The sequence below is a fragment of the Stenotrophomonas nitritireducens genome, assembly GCF_050984405.1.
GTDB lineage: Bacteria > Pseudomonadota > Gammaproteobacteria > Xanthomonadales > Xanthomonadaceae > Stenotrophomonas > Stenotrophomonas nitritireducens_B.
The window spans coordinates 1,283,256-1,304,263 of the sequence record NZ_CP158790.1; the positions used below are offsets into that span (position 1 = coordinate 1,283,256).

20 protein-coding genes are annotated in these 21,008 nt (G+C 69.8%); 11 read left to right on the top strand and 9 right to left on the bottom strand.

What is annotated here, in order from left to right; translation table 11 throughout:
- The 5 genes from ABTV91_RS05390 to ABTV91_RS05410 all read right to left on the bottom strand — a co-directional run bounded on the left by ABTV91_RS05390 (position 1) and on the right by ABTV91_RS05410 (position 3,815).
- The gene (locus tag ABTV91_RS05390; protein WP_433853579.1) at positions 1-249 is read right to left on the bottom strand and encodes an acyl carrier protein; all 249 of its coding nucleotides are present in this window, start codon (positions 247-249) and stop codon (positions 1-3) included.
- A complete protein-coding gene (locus ABTV91_RS05395) occupies positions 246-1,007 on the bottom strand; it encodes a GNAT family N-acetyltransferase (protein WP_433853580.1) in 762 nt (253 codons plus the stop codon). The genes ABTV91_RS05390 and ABTV91_RS05395 overlap by 4 nt, the downstream gene beginning before the upstream one ends.
- Positions 1,000-1,968 carry a glycosyltransferase family 2 protein gene (locus ABTV91_RS05400; RefSeq protein ID WP_433853581.1) on the bottom strand — a complete coding sequence of 323 codons (969 nt, stop codon included), beginning with the start codon at positions 1,966-1,968 and terminating at the stop codon, positions 1,000-1,002. The genes ABTV91_RS05395 and ABTV91_RS05400 overlap by 8 nt, the downstream gene beginning before the upstream one ends.
- A gap of 165 nt (positions 1,969-2,133) precedes the next feature.
- Entirely contained in the window at positions 2,134-3,069 is a 936-nt protein-coding gene (locus tag ABTV91_RS05405) for an electron transfer flavoprotein subunit alpha/FixB family protein (protein ID WP_433853582.1), read from the bottom strand.
- Positions 3,069-3,815: an electron transfer flavoprotein subunit beta/FixA family protein gene (locus ABTV91_RS05410; RefSeq protein ID WP_057627298.1), complete on the bottom strand. Its 747-nt coding sequence runs from the start codon at positions 3,813-3,815 to the stop codon at positions 3,069-3,071. The genes ABTV91_RS05405 and ABTV91_RS05410 overlap by 1 nt, the downstream gene beginning before the upstream one ends.
- 256 nt (positions 3,816-4,071) lie before the next feature.
- On the opposite strand from ABTV91_RS05410, the gene rfbB reads away from it, so the two are divergent.
- The 4 genes from rfbB to rfbD are packed head-to-tail and all read left to right on the top strand — an operon-like array spanning position 4,072 to position 7,480.
- Entirely contained in the window at positions 4,072-5,127 is a 1,056-nt protein-coding gene (rfbB, locus tag ABTV91_RS05415) for a dTDP-glucose 4,6-dehydratase (protein ID WP_433853583.1), read from the top strand.
- Between the two features lie 15 nt (positions 5,128-5,142).
- Complete coding sequence (gene rfbA / locus ABTV91_RS05420) at positions 5,143-6,030, top strand: glucose-1-phosphate thymidylyltransferase RfbA (protein ID WP_433853584.1); 888 nt, start codon at positions 5,143-5,145, stop codon at positions 6,028-6,030.
- Positions 6,027-6,584, top strand: coding sequence for a dTDP-4-dehydrorhamnose 3,5-epimerase (gene rfbC / locus ABTV91_RS05425; RefSeq protein ID WP_433853585.1), 558 nt, complete (start codon positions 6,027-6,029; stop codon positions 6,582-6,584). Before rfbA ends, rfbC begins: the two co-directional genes overlap by 4 nt.
- On the top strand, positions 6,581-7,480 hold the full coding sequence (gene rfbD, locus ABTV91_RS05430; RefSeq protein WP_433853586.1) for a dTDP-4-dehydrorhamnose reductase: 900 nt from the start codon (positions 6,581-6,583) through the stop codon (positions 7,478-7,480). The genes rfbC and rfbD overlap by 4 nt, the downstream gene beginning before the upstream one ends.
- 70 nt (positions 7,481-7,550) lie before the next feature.
- Here rfbD and ABTV91_RS05435 read toward each other — a convergent pair whose 3' ends face one another.
- Positions 7,551-8,954: a mannose-1-phosphate guanylyltransferase/mannose-6-phosphate isomerase gene (locus tag ABTV91_RS05435; protein ID WP_433853587.1), complete on the bottom strand. Its 1,404-nt coding sequence runs from the start codon at positions 8,952-8,954 to the stop codon at positions 7,551-7,553.
- A 7-nt stretch (positions 8,955-8,961) separates the two neighbouring features.
- On the bottom strand, positions 8,962-10,308 hold the full coding sequence (locus tag ABTV91_RS05440) for a phosphomannomutase (RefSeq protein ID WP_433853588.1): 1,347 nt from the start codon (positions 10,306-10,308) through the stop codon (positions 8,962-8,964).
- Between the two features lie 145 nt (positions 10,309-10,453).
- Here ABTV91_RS05440 and ABTV91_RS05445 point away from each other — a divergent pair, with 145 nt between their 5' ends.
- Both ABTV91_RS05445 and ABTV91_RS05450 read left to right on the top strand, forming a co-directional pair.
- Positions 10,454-11,188 (top strand): CoA transferase subunit A, encoded by a 735-nt coding sequence (locus tag ABTV91_RS05445; protein ID WP_433853589.1) that lies wholly within the window; start codon positions 10,454-10,456, stop codon positions 11,186-11,188.
- 1 nt (position 11,189) lies between these two features.
- The gene (locus ABTV91_RS05450; protein WP_433853590.1) at positions 11,190-11,822 is read left to right on the top strand and encodes a CoA transferase subunit B; all 633 of its coding nucleotides are present in this window, start codon (positions 11,190-11,192) and stop codon (positions 11,820-11,822) included.
- 34 nt (positions 11,823-11,856) lie between these two features.
- Here the strand turns inward: ABTV91_RS05450 and ABTV91_RS05455 are convergent, their stop codons facing one another.
- On the bottom strand, positions 11,857-13,926 hold the full coding sequence (locus tag ABTV91_RS05455; RefSeq protein WP_433853591.1) for a glycoside hydrolase family 99-like domain-containing protein: 2,070 nt from the start codon (positions 13,924-13,926) through the stop codon (positions 11,857-11,859).
- Between the two features lie 208 nt (positions 13,927-14,134).
- Between ABTV91_RS05455 and ABTV91_RS05460 the strand changes: the two genes are divergently transcribed.
- The 5 genes from ABTV91_RS05460 to hemC all read left to right on the top strand — a co-directional run bounded on the left by ABTV91_RS05460 (position 14,135) and on the right by hemC (position 19,979).
- On the top strand, positions 14,135-14,440 hold the full coding sequence (locus tag ABTV91_RS05460) for a DUF3817 domain-containing protein (RefSeq protein WP_433853592.1): 306 nt from the start codon (positions 14,135-14,137) through the stop codon (positions 14,438-14,440).
- A 285-nt stretch (positions 14,441-14,725) separates the two neighbouring features.
- Complete coding sequence (gene mdoH, locus ABTV91_RS05465) at positions 14,726-16,636, top strand: glucans biosynthesis glucosyltransferase MdoH (protein WP_433853593.1); 1,911 nt, start codon at positions 14,726-14,728, stop codon at positions 16,634-16,636.
- A 932-nt stretch (positions 16,637-17,568) separates the two neighbouring features.
- Complete coding sequence (locus ABTV91_RS05470; protein ID WP_433853594.1) at positions 17,569-18,234, top strand: alpha/beta hydrolase; 666 nt, start codon at positions 17,569-17,571, stop codon at positions 18,232-18,234.
- A gap of 88 nt (positions 18,235-18,322) precedes the next feature.
- Positions 18,323-19,048 carry a LytR/AlgR family response regulator transcription factor gene (locus tag ABTV91_RS05475; RefSeq protein ID WP_433853595.1) on the top strand — a complete coding sequence of 242 codons (726 nt, stop codon included), beginning with the start codon at positions 18,323-18,325 and terminating at the stop codon, positions 19,046-19,048.
- A gap of 22 nt (positions 19,049-19,070) precedes the next feature.
- Complete coding sequence (hemC, locus tag ABTV91_RS05480; protein WP_433853596.1) at positions 19,071-19,979, top strand: hydroxymethylbilane synthase; 909 nt, start codon at positions 19,071-19,073, stop codon at positions 19,977-19,979.
- A 127-nt stretch (positions 19,980-20,106) separates the two neighbouring features.
- Here hemC and ABTV91_RS05485 read toward each other — a convergent pair whose 3' ends face one another.
- Positions 20,107-20,883, bottom strand: coding sequence for a DUF481 domain-containing protein (locus tag ABTV91_RS05485; protein WP_433853597.1), 777 nt, complete (start codon positions 20,881-20,883; stop codon positions 20,107-20,109).
- Positions 20,884-21,008 lie beyond the last annotated feature (125 nt).

Genomic DNA, 21,008 nt, shown 5'->3' on the forward strand with positions numbered 1-21,008 from the left:
TCAGAGCGCGGCGCCGTGCTTGCGCAGGATGTCGCGCGCCTTGCCGACCGAGCTCATGTCGATCACGTCGTCCATGTCGATCATCACGCCGAAGGCTTCTTCCAGCGCGGCGACCACCGACATGTGGGCGATCGAATCCCACTGCGGGATGGTGTTGTAGCGCAGCTCGTCGGTGACCTGGGCGGCGTCGATGCCCAGCACGCGGGCGAACACGGCGGCGACCTGGTCTTCGTTGGAGGGGTTGTTCATAGGAATTTCCGGAAACCAGTGAGGGAAGTGTTGAACTGGAAGCCAAGCCGCGCATACAGGTTGAGGATGCCGGTATTGGCGGCCGACACCAGCGTGGTGCAGCGCTGGATGTCGCGTGCGGCCAGCGATTCGAGCGCCGTCACCCACAGCGGCATCGCCAGCATCGCATAGGGCGCGGCCGCGCCCGTGAGCAGGAGCTCGGCACGCTGCTCGCCGGCGTGCACGCGTTCTGCGTGGAAACCGACTACGCGGCCGCGCGACTCGGCGGTGTAGGCAAGGCCGCCGTTGACCAGGTCCTCGATCCAGTTGGCGGTGCGCTGGCGCGCGCGCGCCGGATCGATGGCCGGGTCCTCGAGGAAGCGGCCATGGCCGAAATCGTCGTGCGCGATGCCGCGCAGCAGCGGAATATCGTCGGCGACAGCCGGGCGCAGGGTCGGCAGCATGCCGCGCGGCACCGGCGGCAGGTTGCCCATGCCGCTGCGCGAGACGGTCAGCGAGGTTTCCACGAACTGGAACCCCCCTGCCAGCAGCGCGCCGCGCAGCACGTGCGCATTCCCGTCGACGCGGCCGAACAGGTAACGCACGCCCAGGTCGCTGGCCCACGCTTCGGCCTGGGCCAGCAGGTGCGAAGCGCTCCCGGCGCTTTCCGCGTCGAGGTCGGTGATCTCGGCGGTGGCGAAACCCAGCGCGCGTTCGTCCCAGGGGGTCAGCCGCGCCTGGAGGTGCGCACCCTCATGCTGGAGCGACAGCTCAGTCATGCGCGGCCTCCGCGGTGGTGCCGGCGACGATGTAGTAGGGGCGCCGCTGCACGTTGCGGAACACCTGGCCCACGTACAGCCCGACCACGCCCATGGAGAACATCATCAGGCCGCCGATCAGCCAGATGGCGGCGATGATGGAGGTGTATCCGGCCACCTGGATGTCGCCGTCCCACCAGCGCAGCAGGCTGACGGCGACCATCACGAAGGCGACCAGCGCGCAGAAAATACCGGTGCCGGCGACCATGCGCAGCGGCTTCTCGGAGTAGCCCAGCGCGATGTTCATCGCCAGCCGCAGCAGCCGGCGCAGGGTGTAGGACGATTCGCCCTCCGCGCGCTGCTGGTGGCGGACCGGCAGCTTGGCGGTGCGGAAGCCCGCCCACTTCACCATCAACGGGAACGAACGGTCGCGCTCGGGCATCGCGCAGACCGCGTCGATGACCTTGCGGTGGAAGATGCCGAAGTTGGCCGTGGACGGATCCTGCGGCACGCCGGTGAGCCAGCCCAGCGTGGCGAAGAAGCCCCACGACGACAGCCGCTTGAGCGGCGTGTCCTGGCGTTCGACGCGCTGGGCGAAAACGACCTCGTAGCTCTCGTCCACTGCCTTGCGGTACAGCCGCGGAATTTCCGCGGGCACGTCCTGCAGGTCGCAGTCCATCACCACGGTCCATCGCCCGCGCGCGTGTTCGATGCCGGCGGAAATGGCCGAATGCTGGCCGAAATTGCGCGACAGCCGCAGGCCGGTGAGCCATGGCCGGGTGGCTGCCAGTTCCTGGATGCGCCGCCAGGCGCCATCCGGGCTTGCGTCGTCGATCAGGATCATCTCGAAGGGGACGCCCATGCCCTCCACCGCCGCCTGGACCTGGTCGGCCAGTTCCTCCAGGCAGCCCACGCAGCCGTAGACGGGGACGACCACCGACAGTTCGGTCGGCGGCGTGGTGGGGAATGCGGCAGCGGTCATGGAATGGAAGGCCTCGGCGCCATCGATCAGGGAGGTCGGACCTGGGGGGCGCGGATGCCCTCGTCCGTGCGGAAACGGACCCAGCGACGTGAAAGTATAGGCGCCCGCGCAACCGGGCGGCATGACGGTGGCGGCAACCGGCGCCGGTTGCCGCCCCGCGAGGCGTCAGAGCGCCGCTTCCAGCTCCGGCAGGAGGGCGAACAGATCGCCGACCAGGCCGATGTCGGCCACCTCGAAGATCGGCGCGTCGCCGTCCTTGTTGATGGCCACGATGGTGCCGGCGTCCTTGATGCCGGTCAGGTGCTGGATGGCGCCGGAGATGCCGACGGCGACGTACAGTTCCGGGGCGATGATCTTGCCGGTCTGGCCGACCTGCATGTCGCTGGGCACGTAGCCGGCATCGACGGCGGCGCGCGAGGCGCCGACCGCGGCGCCGAGCTTGTCGGCCAGCTGGTAGATCACCTTGAAGTTCTCTTCCGAGCCGACACCGCGGCCGCCGGAGACCACGCGCTTGGCGCTCTGCAGGTCCGGGCGGTCGCTCTTGCCGGCGGCCAGGCCGACGAAGCGGGTGTGGGCGGGCAGGGCGGCGTCGACGCTGATCGCTTCGACCGCGGCGTTGTTGCCCTTGGCCGCTTCCGGCCATGAGGCGGCGCGCACGGTGGCCACGACCACCTGGTCGGCCGGCACCTCGACGGTGATGATGGCGTTGCCGGCGTAGATCGGGCGCTTGAAGGTATGCGGGCCGTCGACGGCCATCAGGTCCGAAACCTGGTTGACGCCCAGCAAGGCGGCCACGGCCGGCATCAGGTCCTTGCCGGTGGTGGTGGACGGACCGAACACGTGGCTGTAGCCGGCGGCGGCCTTGGCGATCTGCGGGGCCTGCACCTGCGCCACGGCGTGTTCGTTGGCCGGGTTGGCGATGGTCAGCACCTTGCCGACGCCGGCGATCTGCGCGGCCTGCGCGGCGACGGCGGCCGGGTCGGCGGCCAGTACCAGCACGTCGATGTCGCCGCCGATGGCGGCCGCGGCCGACACGGTCTTGGCGACGGCGCTGTTGAGCTTGCCGTCCAGGTGTTCGGCGATGACGAGAATCTTGGCCATTACAGCAACCCCTTCTGCTTGAGTGCGGCCACCAGTTCGGCGGCGTCCTTCACCATCACGCCCTTGCTGCGCTTGGCCGGGGCGGCGTAATGGGTGGTCTTGAACGTATCGGCGGCTTCGACGCCCAGGTCGGCCAGCTGCAGGGTCTCCAGCGGTTTGGCCTTGGCCTTCATGATGTCCGGCAGCTTGATGAAGCGCGGCTCGTTCAGGCGCAGGTCGGTGGTGATCACCGCCGGCAGGTCGACTTCCAGCGTTTCCAGGCCGGCGTCGACTTCGCGGGTGACCGTGGCCTTGCCATCGGCGATCTCGACCTTGGAGGCGAAGGTGGCCTGCGGGCGCGCCCACAGCGTGGCCAGCATCTGGCCGGTCTGGTTGGCGTCGTCGTCGATGGCCTGCTTGCCGAGGATGACCAGGTCCGGCTGTTCCTTCTCCACCAGCTTGAGCAGGGTGCGGGCGGCGGTCAGCGGCTGGATGGCCTGGTCGGTGACCACGTGGATGGCGCGGTTGGCGCCCATGGCCAGGCCGTTGCGCAGGTGCGCCTGGGCGTCGGCCGGGGCGATGGTGGCGACCACGACTTCGGTGGCGATGCCCTTGTCGCGCAGGCGCAGGGCTTCTTCCAGCGCGATTTCGTCGAACGGATTCGGCGAGAGCTTGACGCCGTCGGTGACCACGCCGGAACCATCCGGCTTGACCTGAATGCGGACGTTGTAGTCCACCACGCGCTTGTACGCGACGAGGATTTTCATGTGCTGCGGGATCCTTCGGTTGCAGGGGGCCGGCGGCAAATGCCGGACGGAGGAAAACCCCGATTCTAGCGGGTGGGGGAGCCCCGTGCGAATGCGTATGGATACCTGCCCGGACCCCCGCATGGCGCCGGTCTGCCGGCTCCCCGCGTTTCAGTGGCGGCAAGGCAGGGAGCGGGGCAGCCTGTATCCTTTGCCGCCTGGAGCAAGCCCTGGATCGTTGGGATCCGGGCGAATGGACGGTACAGGAGAACAGATAGTGCCCACCTGGCTAGTGACCGGCGGTGCCGGCTTCATCGGCGGCAACTTCGTGCTGGAGGCGGTTGCCCGCGGCATCAAGGTCGTCAACCTCGATGCCCTGACCTACGCAGGCAACCTGCGCACGCTGGCGAGCCTGGAGGGCAACCCGGGGCACGTCTTCGTGCAGGGCGACATCGGCGACCGCGCCCTGGTCGAGCGCCTGCTGGCCGAACACCAGCCCGACGCGGTGCTGAACTTCGCCGCCGAAAGCCACGTCGACCGTTCGATCGACGGCCCGGGCGCCTTCATCCAGACCAACGTGGTCGGCACCCTCGGCCTGCTCGAGGCGGTGCGCGATTACTGGAAGGCGCTGCCGGCCGGCAAGGGCGAAGCCTTCCGCTTCCTGCATGTCTCCACCGACGAGGTCTACGGCACGCTGGGCGAGACCGGCAAGTTCACCGAGACCACCCCGTACGCGCCGAACTCGCCGTACTCGGCGTCCAAGGCCGCCTCGGACCACCTGGTGCGCGCGTTCCACCACACCTACGGGCTGCCGGTGCTGACCACCAACTGCTCCAACAACTACGGCCCGTACCACTTCCCGGAAAAGCTCATCCCGCTGGTGATCGCCAAGGCGCTGGCCGGCGAGCCGCTGCCGGTGTACGGCGATGGCAAGCAGGTCCGTGACTGGCTGTTCGTCACCGACCACTGCGAGGCGATCCGCACCGTGCTGGCCAAGGGCCGCGTCGGCGAGACCTACAACGTCGGCGGCAATTCGGAAAAGCAGAACATCGAGGTGGTGCAGGCCATCTGCGCGCTGCTGGACCAGCGCCGTCCGCGCGCGGACGGCCAGCCGCGCAGCAGCCAGATCACCCATGTCGCCGACCGCCCGGGCCATGACCGCCGCTACGCGATCGACGCGTCCAAGCTGAAGGACGAACTGGGCTGGGAACCGGCCTACACCTTCGAGCAGGGCATCGCCTTCACCGTGGACTGGTACCTGGACAACCAGGCGTGGGTCGACGGCGTGCTCGACGGCAGCTACCGCCTGCAGCGCATCGGCACCTCCGCCTGAAGCCAAGGACCCGACATGACCCAACGCAAAGGCATCATCCTCGCCGGCGGTTCCGGCACGCGCCTGTATCCGATCACCAAGGGCGTCAGCAAGCAGCTGCTGCCGGTGTACGACAAGCCGATGATCTACTACCCGCTGAGCGTGCTGATGATGGCCGGCATCCGCGAGGTGCTGATCATCAATACCCCGCATGAGCAGGCCCTGTTCCAGGCATTGCTGGGCGACGGTTCGCAGTGGGGCATGGACATCCAGTACGCGGTCCAGCCCAGTCCCGACGGCCTGGCCCAGGCCTACCTGATCGGCCGCGACTTCGTCGGCGGCAAGCCGAGCTGCCTGGTGCTGGGCGACAACATCTTCCACGGCCACGGCCTGCGCGACACGCTCAAGCGCGCCGATGCCCGCGACGCGGGCGCGACCGTGTTCGGTTACTGGGTCAACGACCCGGAGCGCTACGGCGTGGCCGAATTCAACCAGGAAGGCAAGGTCGTGGGACTGGTCGAGAAGCCGGAGAACCCGCGTTCCAATTACGCGGTCACCGGGCTGTACTTCTACGACGGCAATGCCAGCGACTACGCCGCCGCGCTCAGGCCGTCGCCGCGCGGGGAGCTGGAGATCACCGACCTGAACAAGTGCTACCTGGACGCGGGCACGCTGTACCTGGAGCAGCTGGGCCGCGGCTATGCCTGGCTCGATACCGGCACCCACCAGTCGCTGCTGGAGGCATCCAACTTCATCGAGACCATCCAGACCCGCCAGGGCCTGCAGGTCTGCTGCCCGGAGGAGATCGCCTACGGGCAGGGCTGGATCGGCGCCGGCGAACTGGAAGCGCTGGCCGCGCCGCTGCTCAAGAACGGCTACGGGCAGTACCTGCAGAAACTGCTGCAGCGCGGAGTGGTGCCATGAAGGTGATCCAGACGTCGCTGCCGGGCTGCGTGGTGATCGAGCCGGCGGTGTTCGGCGACGCGCGCGGCATGTTCTTCGAGACCTGGAACGCCGAGCGTTTCGCCGAACACGGGCTGCCGACGAAATTCGTGCAGAGCAACGTCTCCACCTCGGTCAAGGGCGTGCTGCGCGGCCTGCATTACCAGTGGCCGCGGCCGCAGGGCAAGCTGGTGAGCGTGCTCGAGGGCGAGGTCTACGACGTGGCCGTGGACATCCGCCGCGGCTCGCCGACCTTCGGGCGCTGGGAAGCAGTACTGCTCAGCGCGGAGAACCACCGCCAGTTCTGGATCCCGGAAGGTTTCGCGCATGGTTTCGCGGTGCTGTCCGAGCGCGCGGTGTTCAGCTACCTGTGCACCGATGTCTACGTGAAGGAGGCCGATGCCGGCGTGCGCTGGAACGATGCGGACATCGCCGTCGACTGGCCGATCAGCGGGCCGACGCTTTCGGCCAAGGACGAGAACGCGCCGTTCCTGAAGGACATCGCCCAGGAGCGGCTGCCGGTGTACGTCCCATGACGGTACTGGTGTTCGGCGGCAACGGCCAGGTCGGCCGGGAACTGCTCCGCGCGCTGGCGCCGCTGGGCACGGTGGTGGCTGCCACGCGCAGCGGCACGCTGGCTGACGGCAGCGCCTGCGAAACGGCCGATTTCGACCAGCCCGACCGCCTGCCGGCGCTGCTGGACCGCGTGCGGCCCGCGATGGTGGTCAACGCCGCGGCCTATACCGCGGTGGATCGCGCCGAACAGGAGCCGGAAGCCGCGTTCCGCGCCAACGCGCAGGCGCCGGGCGTGATCGCGCGCTGGTGCGCCGCCCATGGCGTGCCGCTGGTGCATTACTCCACCGACTATGTCTTCGACGGGCAGGGCAACGCGCCCTACCGCGAGGACGCGCCGACCGCGCCGCTGGGCGTGTACGGCGCCAGCAAGCGCGATGGCGAGGACGCGGTGCGCGCCGCGGGCGGGCGCCACCTGATCTTCCGCACCGCGTGGGTGTATGCCGCGCACGGCGGCAACTTCCTGCGCACCATGCTGCGCGTGGGCGCCGAGCGCGAGCAGCTGCGCGTGGTCGCCGACCAGGTCGGCACGCCGACGCCGGCGGCGTTGATCGCCGACGTCACCGCGCAGGCGCTGCGGCACCCGGGCGGCCTGTCCGGTACCTGGCATCTGACCGCGTCGGGACAGACCAGCTGGCATGGTTTTGCCGAGGCGATCTTTGCCGAAGCGGTGGCCGCCGGTGTGCTGGCGAAGGCGCCGGCGGTGGACGCCATTCCCAGCTCGGAGTACCCGACGCCGGCCCGGCGCCCGGCGTGGTCGGTGCTGGACAACCGCCGGCTGCAGCAGGATTTCGGCATCGTGCTGCCGGCGTGGCAGGACGGGTTGAAGCGGGTGATGGCCGAGATCGCCGCACCCTGATGTAGCCCGCGTCGAGTACAGGCGAAAATCCCGGCCAGTGGCCGGGATTTTTTGTGTGCGGGAGGGCGCCTCAGCTGCGCCCGTAGGTATCCTCGAAACGCACGATGTCGTCCTCGCCCAGGTAGCTGCCGGACTGCACTTCGATCAGCTCCAGCGGCAGCTTGCCGGGGTTGCGCAGGCGATGGGTCACGCCCAGCGGGATGTAGGTGCTCTGGTTCTCGCCGAGCAGCAGCACTTCATCGCCGCGGGTGACCTCGGCGGTGCCGCTGACCACCACCCAGTGCTCGGCGCGATGGTGGTGCATCTGCAGGCTCAGCGTGCCGCCGGGCTTGACCGTGATGCGCTTGACCTGGAAACGCTCGCCGTTATCGATCGAGTCGTAGGCGCCCCACGGGCGGTAGACCTTGCGGTGCCAGGTGGCTTCGCTGCGGCCGTCGGCCTTCAGCCGCGCCACCACGTCCTTGACCTCCTGCATGCGGTCGGCCTTGCCGACCAGCACCGCGTCCTCGGTCTGCACCACGATCACGTCGTCCAGGCCCACCAGCGCCACCAGCCGTTCGCTGTAGGCGTAGGTGTTGCGGCAGTCGATGGCGATCACGTCGCCGCGGTGGGCATTGCCGTCGCCGTCCTGGGTGGAGACGTCGCGCAGCGCGGTCCACGAGCCGACGTCGTTCCAGCCGGCGTCCAGCGCCACCACCACCGCGTCGGCGGTCTTCTCCATCACCGCGTAGTCGATCGAATCCGACGGCACCGCGGCGAACGCTTCGGCATCGAGACGGGTGAAGTCGGCATCGCGGCGCGCGCCTTCCCAGGCGCCGCGGCTGCGTTCGAGCATGGCCGGATTGAAACGTGCCAGCTCCTCCAGATAGCGCGAGGCGCGGAACAGGAACATGCCGCTGTTCCACAGGTACTGGCCACTGGCCACGTAACCGGTGGCGGTCTCCAGGTCGGGCTTCTCGACGAAGCGTTCGACGGCGCGCGCGCCATTGCCGGGTGTGGCCTTGATGTAGCCGTAGCCGGTTTCCGGGCCGGTCGGGACGATGCCGAACGTCACCAGCTTGCCCGTTGCCGCGGCCGCCGCGGCCTGGCGCACGGCGGCGTGGAAGGCGGCCTCGTCGGCGATCACGTGGTCCGACGGCAGCACCAGCAGCAGCGGGTCCTCACCGCCGCGGGTGGCTTCCAGCGCCGCCACGGCGATGGCCGGCGCGGTGTTGCGGCCGACCGGTTCGAGGATGATCGCCTGCGGCTCGGCGCCGGCCTGCTGCAGCTGCTCGGCGGCGACGAAGCGGTGCGTCTCGTTGGCGATCACCAGCGGCCCGCGTGCGGCGATGGCCGCGACACGGTGCCAGGTGGCCTGCAGCATGGTCTGCTCGCCGGCCAGCGGCAGGAATTGCTTGGGATAGGCCTCGCGCGAGAGCGGCCACAGGCGGGTGCCGGAGCCGCCGGACAGGATGACGGGCGTGATGTCGCTCATGACAGCCTCAGGCCGAAAGCAGTGTGGAGATTTCGTCGGTGCGCGCCCGCAGCAGCGCCGCATCGCCGCGCGTCTCGACATTGAGCCGCAGCAGCGGCTCGGTATTGGAGCTGCGCAGGTTGAAGCGCCAGTCGCCGAAGTCGGCGCTGATGCCGTCGGTGTGGTCCAGCGCAGGGGACTGCGCGGCGAAATGCTGCATCACCCGCTCGACCGCGGCCCTGGCGTCGGCCACCTTGAAGTTGATCTCGCCGCTGCACGGGTAGGCGGCCATGCGGTCCTCGACCAGTTCGGCCAGGGACTGGCCGCTGGCAGACACCAGCTGCGCGATCAGCAGCCACGGGATCATGCCCGAATCGGCGTAGGCGAACTCGCGGAAATAATGGTGCGCGCTCATCTCGCCGCCGTAGACCGCGTTCTCCGCGCGCATCTTCTCCTTGATGAAGGCATGCCCGCTCTTGCACAGCACCGGCACGCCGCCGGCCGCTTCCACCATCTCCACCGTGTTCCAGACCAGGCGCGGGTCGTGCACGATCTTGCCGCCTGGATTGCGCGCCAGGATCGCCTTGGCGAGCAGGCCCACCAGGTAATAGCCCTCGATGAAACGGCCGTCGTGGTCGAAGAAGAAGCAGCGGTCGAAGTCGCCGTCCCAGGCGATGCCGAAATCGGCGCCGTGCGCGCGCACCGCGTCGGCGGTGGCGGCGCGGTTCTCCGGCAGCAGCGGGTTGGGGATGCCGTTGGGGAAACTGCCGTCGGGTTCGTGGCAGATGCGCACGAATTCCAGCGGCAGGTGCGGGGCGAGCAGGTCGACGATGGCGCCGGCGCCGCCGTTGCCGGCGTTGACCACCACCTTCAGCGGTTTGAGCGCGGCCACGTCCACGTAGGACAGCAGGTGGGCGATGTAGGCGCTCTTGTCGTGCCGTTCGACCTGTCCGGCGCGCGCGGCCTGCGCCGGCGCGCCATCGGCGGCGACCGCGTCGGAAATGGCGAACAGGCCGGTATCCGAGCTGATCGGCCGGGCCTGCTCCTTGACCAGCTTCATGCCGTTGTAGTCCATCGGGTTGTGGCTGGCGGTGACCATCACCCCGCCGGCCGCGCCGAGGTGGTCGGTCTGGAAATAGACCTCCTCGGTGCCGCACAGGCCGATGTCGATCACCTCGCGGCCTTCGCCGCGCAGGCCGGCGGCCAGCGCTTCCTGCAGGCCGGGGCTGGTCAGGCGCACGTCATGGCCCAGCACCACCGGGCCCGCGTCCAGCCGGGCCGCCAGGGCCTTGCCGATCCTGCGCGCGAGGTCTTCGTTGAGTTCCTCGGGGACGCGGCCGCGGATGTCGTAGGCCTTGAACGCGGGTAAGGGCATGCGGGCAACCTGTCGATGCATGGAAAGGCGCCCAGTTTAGTCGCTTGGCGGTGAGCGGGCCGTGCGCGGCTGGACGAAGGTCCAAGAGGGGCGGCGATGGAGTGGGGCTAGAATGCGGCCATCCTTTGACTGTGGGCGTGATGCGATGAGCGATCCTTCAACCCTGAGCGGGCGGCGCGGCAAGGTGGTTGCCAGTGCGGCCCAGGCCCTGGACGGCGTGGTCGCCGACGGGCAGACCCTGGCGGTCGGCGGCTTCGGCCTGTGCGGCATTCCCGAGGCGCTGATCGCGGCCCTGCGCGATTCCGGCGCGACCGGCCTGACCGTGATCTCCAACAACGCCGGCGTGGATGGCTTCGGCCTCGGCCAGCTGCTGGCCACGCGCCAGATCCGCAAGATGATTTCCTCCTACGTGGGCGAGAACAAGGAGTTCGAGCGGCAGTTCCTGGCCGGCGAGCTGGAGCTGGAGTTCAACCCGCAGGGCACCCTGGCCGAGCGCCTGCGTGCCGGCGGCGCGGGCATCCCCGCGTTCTTCACCGCCACCGGCTACGGCACGGTGGTGGCCGAAGGCAAGGAAACCCGCGAATTCGACGGCAAGCACTACGTGATGGAAACCGCGCTGAAGGCCGACGTTTCGCTGGTCAAGGCGTGGAAGGCCGACGAGGCCGGCAACCTGGTGTTCCGCAAGACCGCGCGCAACTTCAACCCGGCCTGCGCCATGGCCGGCAAGGTCTGCATCGTGGAAGTGGAGGAGATCGTGCCGGTGGGCGCGATCGACCCGGACCAGGTGCACCTGCCGGGCATCTACGTGGACCGCATCGTCCTCAACGCGACGCCGGAAAAACGCATCGAACAACGCACCATCCGCGCGGAGGGAAACTGAAATGGCCTGGACCCGTGACGAGATGGCGCAGCGCGCCGCGCGCGAACTGACCGATGGTGCCTACGTGAACCTGGGCATCGGCCTGCCGACGATGGTGGCCAACCACATCCCCGAAGGCGTGGACGTGTGGCTGCAGTCGGAGAACGGCCTGCTCGGCATCGGCCCGTTCCCGACCGACGCCGAGGTCGACGCCGACCTGATCAACGCCGGCAAGCAGACCGTGACCGCGCGCGCCGGCGCCAGCTATTTCGGCAGCCACGATTCGTTCGCGATGATCCGCGGCGGCCACATCAACCTGGCGATCCTGGGCGCCATGCAGGTCACCGACAAGGGCGACCTGGCCAACTGGATGGTGCCGGGCAAGATGGTCAAGGGCATGGGCGGGGCCATGGACCTGGTGGCCGGCGTGCAGCGCGTGGTGGTGCTGATGGAGCACACCGCCAAGAACGGCGAGCACAAGATCCTGCCCGAGTGCACGCTGCCGCTGACCGGCGTGGGCGTGGTCGACCGCATCATCACCGACCTGGCGGTGTTCGACGTCACCGATGCCGGCCTCGCGCTGGTGGAAGCCGCGCCGGGCGTGGACATGGAAGAGCTGAAGGCGCGGACCGGCGTGCCGTTCGCGCACGCCTGAGGCAGGCGCGGGGCCGCCCGGCGGCCCCGCCTGGTCAGTGGCGCTGCGCGTAGGCGTAGGGCGCGGCCGCGTCGACGGGCAGGCCAAGCAGTCCGGCGACCGTGCTCTGCCTGAAGCCGGCGTCGCGCGCGGCCAAAGTGAAGACCCGCTCGATCGCATGCGCCAGCGTGCCGTCCACCTGGCCGGCCTCGGCTTCGAACAGCGATGGCTGCAGGTGACCGTCGAGGAGTGGACGCAGCGCCGGCAGGCGTGCCCAGAACATGCTGCCGGCGATGAACGTGTCGCGCTCGACATCCGGCTGCGCGACGCCGAGGCGGCTGAGCAGCACACGCACGTTGCGTTCGTTGGCGCCCCAGTAGAAATGCAGCGGCTGGACATGGCCTTCCGGCGCGACCAGCCCCAGGTCGGGCTGCGCGGCGAATGCCTGGGCGATGGCCGCCGCCCTGTCCGGGGCCAGCAGGCGCCCGATCAGCTCGTTGCGCCACCGCTCGCCGTCCTGGCGGTGCGTGGAGCGCTTGGTATGCAGCTTGAGCACCACGTCCTCGCCCTCGTCGAGCAGGCGCCCGGCGACGTGCAGGAACGGCAGGATGTCGCGGCCGTGGTTGGCGAAGGCATGCACCTCCACCTCCAGGCCGCGCGCGCGCGCGATGCGTTCGATCTCGTCCTTCCGTTCCGGCGGCGTGGTGACCACGATCCGCCACGGCAGGCCGCTGGACCGTAGCGCCAGCAGCAGCTCGTCGAACACGTCCGGATACCAGGCATGGATGACCACGCACGGGCGCGCGGCGGCCGGCCGCGCCGGAAGCGGCGCCAGCGCCTGCCGGGTGGCGTCCAGCCAGGCGTGGCCCAGCCGCGCATCGGGTTCCAGCACCGCGCCCTCGGCCCATTCGTTCCAGGCGTTGACGAACACCAGCCGGCGGTCGGCAGGAACCGCCGCCAGCCGCTCATGCACCGTCGCGCGCAGCCAGTCGCGGTAGCCGCGCGGCGAGGCATGCAGGAAGACGCGGCCCCTGCCCGGACGGCGCGGCTCGTTGTCCCAGCCGGGGTTCACGCCGGGATACAGCGGGTAGGCGGGCAGGGGCCGTGCCGCCGCCTCTCGCGCGAGTTCGCGCCAGTCGCGCACATCGCCGGCGAAGTCCGGGTTGAGCAGCCACTGCTCCGCCGCCAGCGAGCGCGGGTTGCTCATGTTGGGCGGGAACTCGACCGCCGCGTCGAAGCCGATATCGCGCGGGTCGGGGCGTTCGAACCCCTGCACGTAGGCCAGGTGGATCTCGCCGACGCCGTTGTCGCGGCACCACTGGCGCCAGCGCTGCGCGGTGGCGCGCGGGTCGGGCAGCAGGTGCGGGCGGTAGACCAGCAGCATCGGCCGGCCGCCGACCTTCAGTGCGCGGCGGTCGCGCAGGTAGGGCGCGACGTGGGCGATGAAGGCCAGGTCGTCCGCGGCGCTGTGCTGCTGGCCGATCAGGATCTCGCCGTCGCGTCCGTCCCAGCGCCGGGTCCAGTTCTCGTTGGCCCAGCACAGGCAGAACGGCAGGTCGATGCCGTCATCCGCCAGCCACTGCCGCAACGGGTCCTCCATCAGGGTGCGGCCGCTGAACCAGTAGTAGTAGAAGCAGAACGCGCCGATGCCGTACTCGGCGGCCAGCCGGGCCTGGTCGCGCATCACCTGCGGGTTGCGCAGGTCGTAGAAACCCAAGTCCGCCGGCAGCCGCGGCTGCGCATGGCCCTCGAACTGCGGCAGAGCCCGGGTGACGTTGCGCCACTCGGTAAAGCCCTTGCCCCACCAGGCATCGTTCTCGGCGAACGTGTGGAACTGCGGCAGGTAGAACGCGACCAGCGTGGCCGGCAGGGGCGAAGGCAGGGCGGCCTGGCGGTAAGGCACGTGGCCGATCGCGGGCTCGTCGGCCCGGTGCAGGGGCCGCGCGATGCGCAGGACGGCTTCCGTTTCCGGCGCGTGCCCGCGCGGCGGCTGCGGGAGCAGCCCGCCGAAGCGTTCCAGCAGGCGGTTGCGCCACCTGTCGCGGCGGGCGTCGGAGATCGGCAGGGCGCGGAACGCCTGTCGCAGCAGCTGGTGGAGCGCCTGGTGCAGGGAGGGGAAGGGCATCGATCGAAGCATCGCCGGCGACGGGAATGGGGCGCGGTGGTCAGGGGACGCGGTGCGTGCCGGTGTCCGCCGCCGCCCGGGATTCTAGGCCAATGCGCCGCCGGACCGCCGCTGCGGCCTTTCCGGAGCGCCCGCCGACGGCGGCGCCGTATCGCCTACAATCCGCGTCCTCCCGTTCGATGACGACGTGTCGATGCCCGCAAAGCCGATGTCCGCCGCTGGAAAGCTGTTCGCTGTCGCCGCCCTGATCGAGGGCGCGACCTGGGCCGGGCTGCTGGTCGGCATGCTGCTCAAATACGGCACGCAGACCACCGAACTGGGCGTGTGGCTGTTCGGGCGCCTGCATGGGCTGGCGTTCCTGTTCTACGTGGTGGCCAGCGTCTACGCCGGCGTGCGCCAGCGCTGGCCGCTGTGGGCGCTGCTGCTGGCCCTGCTGGCGGCGGTGCCGCCGTTGGTCACCGTGCCGCTGGAGGGGTGGTTCCGCCGTCGCGGCCTGCTGTCGCCGGTGCGCTGAGCCGGTGCCGCGTCGCGGCGGCCCTGCGTGGCGGCCGCGGCTGGCGGCTCCGGTGATCCGCGCGGACGGGCCGGACATGGCCGGGGCGCCTGTCCGGCGCGCCGCAGGCGCCGCTTCCACATGGCATGTTCGCAGCCTGTTTAGGTTCGATCTTCTAGCTTTGGCGCCTGTCTGCCTCTCGGAGAGCCCCGTGCACCACGGAAGCCCTGTTCCCGCCGCTGTCGCCTGCCTGCCGGCAGCGGCGTTTCCTTTCCGCCAGGCGCAGCGGCGCATGCGATGGATTCCATGACCGACCCGCACAGCGTCGCGCGCGACGCCGGCATCGCCGTGCTGCCGGCGGAGAGCCCGCTGTCCATGCCCGAGCAGTCGTTGCGGCAGGGCCGCCTGCAGGGGCGGCGGCAGGACACCTCGCCGCCGAACATCGTATTGCGCCGGCTGTACGTGTTCGGCACCACCGCGGCGATGACCGTGGTGGCCACCTGGATGATGGCGCGGGTGCTGGCCAATGGCGGCATCAACGTGCTCGAAGCCTGCCTGCTGGGGCTGTTCGTGCTGCTGTTCGCGTGGATCGCGTTCTCCTTCGTCAGCAGCCTGGCCGGCCTGCAGGCGCTGCTGCGCGGGCGGCGCAAGCTGGGCATCCATCCGGACGCGCCGCTGCCCGAGCTGCACAGCCGCACCGCGCTGCTGATGCCCACCTACAACGAGGACCCGCGGCGCATGATGGCCGGGCTGCAGGCCATCTACGAATCGGTGGCGGCCACCGGCCAGCTCGACCGCTTCGACTTCTTCGTGCTCAGCGACACCACGCGCGAGGCCATCGGCCGCGCCGAGGAGCAGGTGTTCGCGCGGCTGGTCGAGGCCACCGGCGGCCACGGCCGGCTGTTCTACCGGCGCCGCGCCGACAACGCCGGGCGCAAGGCCGGCAACATCGCCGACTGGGTGCGCCGTTTCGGCGGCGCCTATCCGCAGATGCTGATCCTGGACGCGGACAGCCTGATGACCGGCGAGGTGATCGTGCGCCTGGCCTCGGCGATGGAGAAACATCCCGGCGTGGGCCTGATCCAGTCGCTGCCGGCGGTGGTCGGCGGGCGCACCGCGTTCGCGCGCATGCAGCAGTTCGGCGGCCGCGTCTACGGTCCGGTGATGGCCTATGGCGTGGCCTGGTGGCACGGCGCCGAGAGCAACTACTGGGGCCACAACGCGGTGATCCGCACCCGCGCCTTCGCCGAGCAGGCCGGCCTGCCGGAACTGCCCGGGCGCAAGCCGTTCGGCGGGCACGTGCTCAGCCACGATTTCGTCGAGGCCGCGCTGATGCGCCGCGGCGGCTGGGCCGCGCACATGGTGCCCTACCTGCAGGGCAGCTACGAGGAAGGCCCGCCGACGCTGACCGACCTGCTGATCCGCGACCGCCGCTGGTGCCAGGGCAACCTGCAGCACTCCAAGGTCGTCACCGCCGCCGGCCTGCACTGGATCAGCCGCGTGCACATGCTGGTCGGCATCGGCCATTACTTCACCGCGCCGATGTGGGCGATGCTGATGCTGATCGGCATGGCCATCCCGCTGATCCGCGGCGGCATCGACCTGGCCGAGGAACTGCACCTGCGGCTGTCGCCGGTGCATTACTGGCGCGGCCTGGACGAGCAGGGCGTGCTGTGGGTGTTCGCGGTGACCATGGGCGTGCTGCTGGCGCCCAAGGCGATGGGCTACGTCGCCATGCTCAGCGTGCGCAGCGAACGGAAGGGCTGCGGCGGCGCGCTGCGCGCGTTCGTCTCGATGCTGCTGGAAACGGTGCTGGCCGCGCTGATGGCGCCGGTGGTGATGTACGTGCAGTCGCGCGGCGTGGCCGAGGTGCTGGCCGGCAAGGACTCGGGCTGGGACGCGCAGCAGCGTGACGATGGCCGCGTTTCATGGGCCGCGCTGCTGCGTGCTTATGGCGGCCTGAGCGTGTTCGGCCTGGCGATGGGCGCGCTGGCCTATGCGGTGTCGCCGTCACTGGCGGCATGGATGGCGCCGGTGGTGATCGGCATGGTGCTGGCGGTGCCGGTGGTGGGTCTGACCTCTTCGCGCAAGATCGGCGACTGGCTGCGGCGGCATCGCCTGCTGTCCATTCCCGAGGAGAGCGCGCCACCGCTGGTGCTGGTGCGGGCGGCCGAGCTGCGCGCGGCGGCGATGCAGGAGCCGCTTTCCGTGGAGTAGCACGGCGGTCCCTCGTTCTGCTGACGACCGGCTTCTGGTTTCGGCTGTAGAACGGATCGGTTGTGAAACGGTTCGAGGGGTGAAGATGCCTTCGCCTTCGCCTTCGCCTTCGCCTTTGCGGTTGCTCGTGCTTCTGCTTCTGCGCTTTTGATTTCCGGTCCCCTTCCGCAGCGACGGAGCCGACGGACAAGACCCCGCAGGGGCGACGTGCATGGATGCACGTCGTTTTTCGACGAGACAGGGATGTCTCGTCGAAAAATCCCGGCGGCGGAGTGGACCCGCGGCACGTAGTGCCGTGGGCGCGTAGGCAGGGGCGTGTTTCTTTGGGCCACGTTTCTTTGCACGAGCAAAGAAAGGTGGCTCGCGCCCGAAGGGGAGCGAAAGCCTTTGATCCTGCTTCTGCTTGCCGTGGCTTCCCCTGATCGTAAAAAGCGGAAGATCCGGGCATCTGGGCCAAAGCGATAGTCAAAAAGGCGATGGATCAGGCAATCCAGAGGCAAAGAGATAAACGAAAGCTTGAACGCAGAGCTTTCGCCCCTGCTTCGCAGGAGCGAGTTACTTCTCTTTGCTCGTGCAAAGAGAAGTAACCAAGAGAGGCGCTTTTCAACAGCCGAATGGCTGGTCAACACGCCCCTGCCTCCGCGCCCAGCCCGCTGCGCGGGCCGGGTCCACTCCGCCGACGGGATTTTTCTACGCGACATCCATGTCGCGTAGAAAAACGACGCACATCCATGTGCGTCGCCCTTCGGGTTTTTCCCGCCGGCTCCGTCGCTGCGGAAGGGGACCCGGAAGTCAAAAGCCAAAAGGCAGCAGCAAAATCACGGGCAACAGCAACAGCAACAGCAACAGCAACAGCAACAGCAACAGACCGGCATCCGCCTGGTCCGCTGCCCGCAGGCATAATGCGCCCCAGTCCCTTGGAGTCGCATGCAATGCTGGAAACGGTGGAACAGGAAACCGGCGCATCGCCGGAATGGTCGGTGATCTGGCTGCACGGCCTGGGCGCCGACGGCCATGACTTCGCGCCGATCGTGCCGGAGCTGGTGCGGCCGCACTGGCCGGCGATCCGCTTCGTCTTCCCGCATGCGCCCAAGCGCCCGGTCAGCATCAACAACGGCATGCCGATGCGCGCCTGGTACGACATCGTCAGCCTGGATTTCCGCAGCCGCGCCGATGCCACGGGTGTCGCCGAATCGGTGGCGCAGGTGGAGGCGTTGATCGCGCGCGAGCAGGCGCGCGGCATTCCATGCGAACGCATCCTGCTGGCCGGGTTCTCGCAGGGCGGCGCCATCACCCTGTCCGCCGGCCTGCGCCGCCAGGCGCCGCTGGCCGGGCTGGTCGCGCTGTCCACCTACCTGCCGGAAGTGGACGCCGCCGCCGCGCAGCTGGTGGAAGGCGCCACCGCGCAGCCGGTGTTCATGGCCCACGGCAGCGCCGATCCGGTGATCCCGGTGCAGGTCGCCGAGCACAGCCTGCAGGTGCTGAAGGGGCTGGGGTTCGGCGTGGAATGGCACCGCTACCCGATGGCGCACCAGGTCTGCGCCGAGGAGATCCAGGCGCTGGGCGACTGGCTGCAGGCGCGCTTCGCGCAGGGCTGAGCCGCGGCGCGCCGGCGGCGGCTGCCGGTCCGCGCCGGGGTTGGCTACCATGCGTCATCCGGGGAGGGATGCAGGGCAGGGAATGGCGATGAAGGTGCTCATTGCCGATGACGAACCGCTGGCGCGCGAGCGCCTGCGCGTGCTGCTGTCCGCCCATGGCGACGTCAGCGTGGTGGCCGAATCGGCCGACGGACGGACGACGCTGGAGGCCTGCGAGCGGGAACGGCCCGACGTGGTGCTGCTGGACATCGCCATGCCCGGCATCGACGGCCTGGACGTGGCGCGGCACCTGGCGCGGTTCGAACCGCGCCCGGCGGTGGTGTTCTGCACCGCCTACGATTCGCATGCGCTGTCGGCGTTCGAGGCGGCGGCCATCGATTACCTGATGAAGCCGGTGCGCGGCGAGCGGCTGGCGGCCGCGCTGGAGCGGGCCCGCACCTTCCTGGCCGGACGGGTCGGCGCGGTCGCGCCCGCCGCGGCCGGGCGCCGGGTGCTGTGCGCGCGCCTGCGCGGCAACCTGCGGCTGATCCCGCTGGAGGACGTGTTCTACCTGCAGGCCGAGGAGAAGTACGTAGTGGTCCACCACGTGCACGGCGAGGACCTGATCGAGGAGTCGCTGCGCTCGCTGGAGGAGGAGTTCGGCGGGCGCTTCGTGCGCATCCACCGCAACTGCCTGGTTTCCCGGCAGCGCCTGCAGGAACTGCGGCGGACCGCGGCCGGGCAGGTGCAGGCGGTGCTGCGCGGCGTGGCGCAGCCGCTGGAGGTCAGCCGCCGCTGCGTGGCCGCGTTGAAGGCGGAACTGGCCGGTACGTGAGCACTGCGCCGATAATGGCGCCATGAACATGCTGCGCATCGCCACCCGCAAGAGCCCGCTCGCCCTGTGGCAGAGCGAACACGTCGCCGCCCGCCTGCGCCAGGCGCACCCGGGCCTGTCGGTCGAGCTGGTGCCGATGAGCACGCGCGGCGACGAGGTGCTGGACCGCTCGCTGGCCGCCATCGGCGGCAAGGGCCTGTTCCTCAAGGAACTGGAGCTGGCGATGCTGCGCGGCGACGCCGACTGCGCGGTGCATTCGCTCAAGGACGTGCCGATGGACCTGGACGCGCCGTTCGCGCTGCCGGCGATCCTGGAGCGCGCCGACCCGGCCGACGCCTTCGTCTCCAACCGCTACGCCACGCTGGACGCGCTGCCGCACGGCGCCGTCGTCGGCACCTCGTCGCTGCGCCGCCAGGCCCAGCTGCGCGCGCTGCGCCCGGACCTGCAGTCGCGCGACCTGCGCGGCAACGTCAATACCCGCCTGGCCAAGCTCGACGCCGGCGATTACGACGCCATCATCCTGGCCTGCGCCGGGCTGGAGCGCCTTGAACTGGGCGGGCGCATCCGCGACCGCCTGCGCGCGCCGCAGTGGTTGCCGGCGCCGGCGCAGGCGGCGGTGGCGGTGGAATGCCGCGCCGATGCGGCCGGCGTGATCGCGCTGCTGGCGGTTCTGGACGACGCGACGACACGCGCCTGCGTCGAAGCCGAGCGGGCGATGAACCGGGCGCTGGACGGCAGCTGCCACGTACCGGTGGCCGGGCTGGCGCAATGGCGCGGCGACGACCTGTGGCTGCAGGGGCTGGTCGGCGGCGTCGCCGACGGGCGCGTGGTGCGCGCCCAGGCGCAGGGGCCGGGCCGCGACCCGGAGGCGCTGGGCCGCGACGTCGCGCGCCAGCTGCTGGACGGCGGCGCCGGCGAGCTGCTGCGGTAAGGCGGGGAAGGGGGAGAAGGGAACGGGGAATGGAAGTGCGGCGGGCGCTCAAGGCGCGCCGCGGAGGATCATCCCCCGGCGCGGCGGCAAGTGCCGCGTTGCGCCGTCATTCCCCGTTCCCGGCTGCTCACTTGAAGCTGTAGACCACGTTCATCGTGGCCAGGGTGTCGGTCTTGCGTTTGTCCTCGGCCACATCGCTGTTGTAGCGGGCCTGCCAGCCGGCCTTCAGCGCGAAATGGCTGTTCATCGCCACCGAGACGCCGAAATCGTTCTGGGCGAAGGTGTTGTACGAACCGGACTCGACCAGCAGGGTGTTCACCAGGTCGGTGTTGTCGGTGAGGCCGAACTTCAGGTCGAACAGGCCGCGGCCGATCAGGCCGGTGCGGTTCTCGTCGGTCTCGGAGTTGTGCGAACGGCGCACGCCGGGGCCGATCTGGGTGTCCAGGACCAGGCGCTCGCCGTCGATCATGCGGGTGCCGTAGCCCAGACCGAAGCTGCCCTGGCGGTCGTAGGTGGCGAAATCGTCGCTTTCGTAGCGCACCGTGGCGGTCAGCTGGCGGTGCTCGCCCAGCTGCAGCGCGCTGCCGGCGCCGGCGGTGTAGCGGTTGGCGGTGGTCTGGCGCTTGCGGTAGGTGCTGCCGTCGTCGGCGGTCTGCTGGTACTCGGCGCTGGAGCGCAGGCCGAACAGGTCCATGCTGTGCACCCAGTCGTCGTCGGTGTAGCGCAGTTTCAGGCGGCCGTTGAGGCTTTCGGTGGTGCTGTTGCCGCGCGCCGAGGCGAAGCCGAGTTCGCCGCCGCTGCCGCTCCACGGCGAGGTCATCGCGGCAGGGTCGGAGGCGTCGTCCGCCCACGCTATGGGGGCGCACAACAGCAACGGCAGGAGCAGGGAAACACGCAGGGACATCGGGAGGTCTCCAGGGAGAGGCGGGAACGGGAACCGTTTTCATGATACCGGATGCCTCCGCCCTGCCAGCCGCGTTCGCCGGGCCGCTTCGTCCCCGGTTAAGCCTGGCGGCGCGCCCGCCGCGC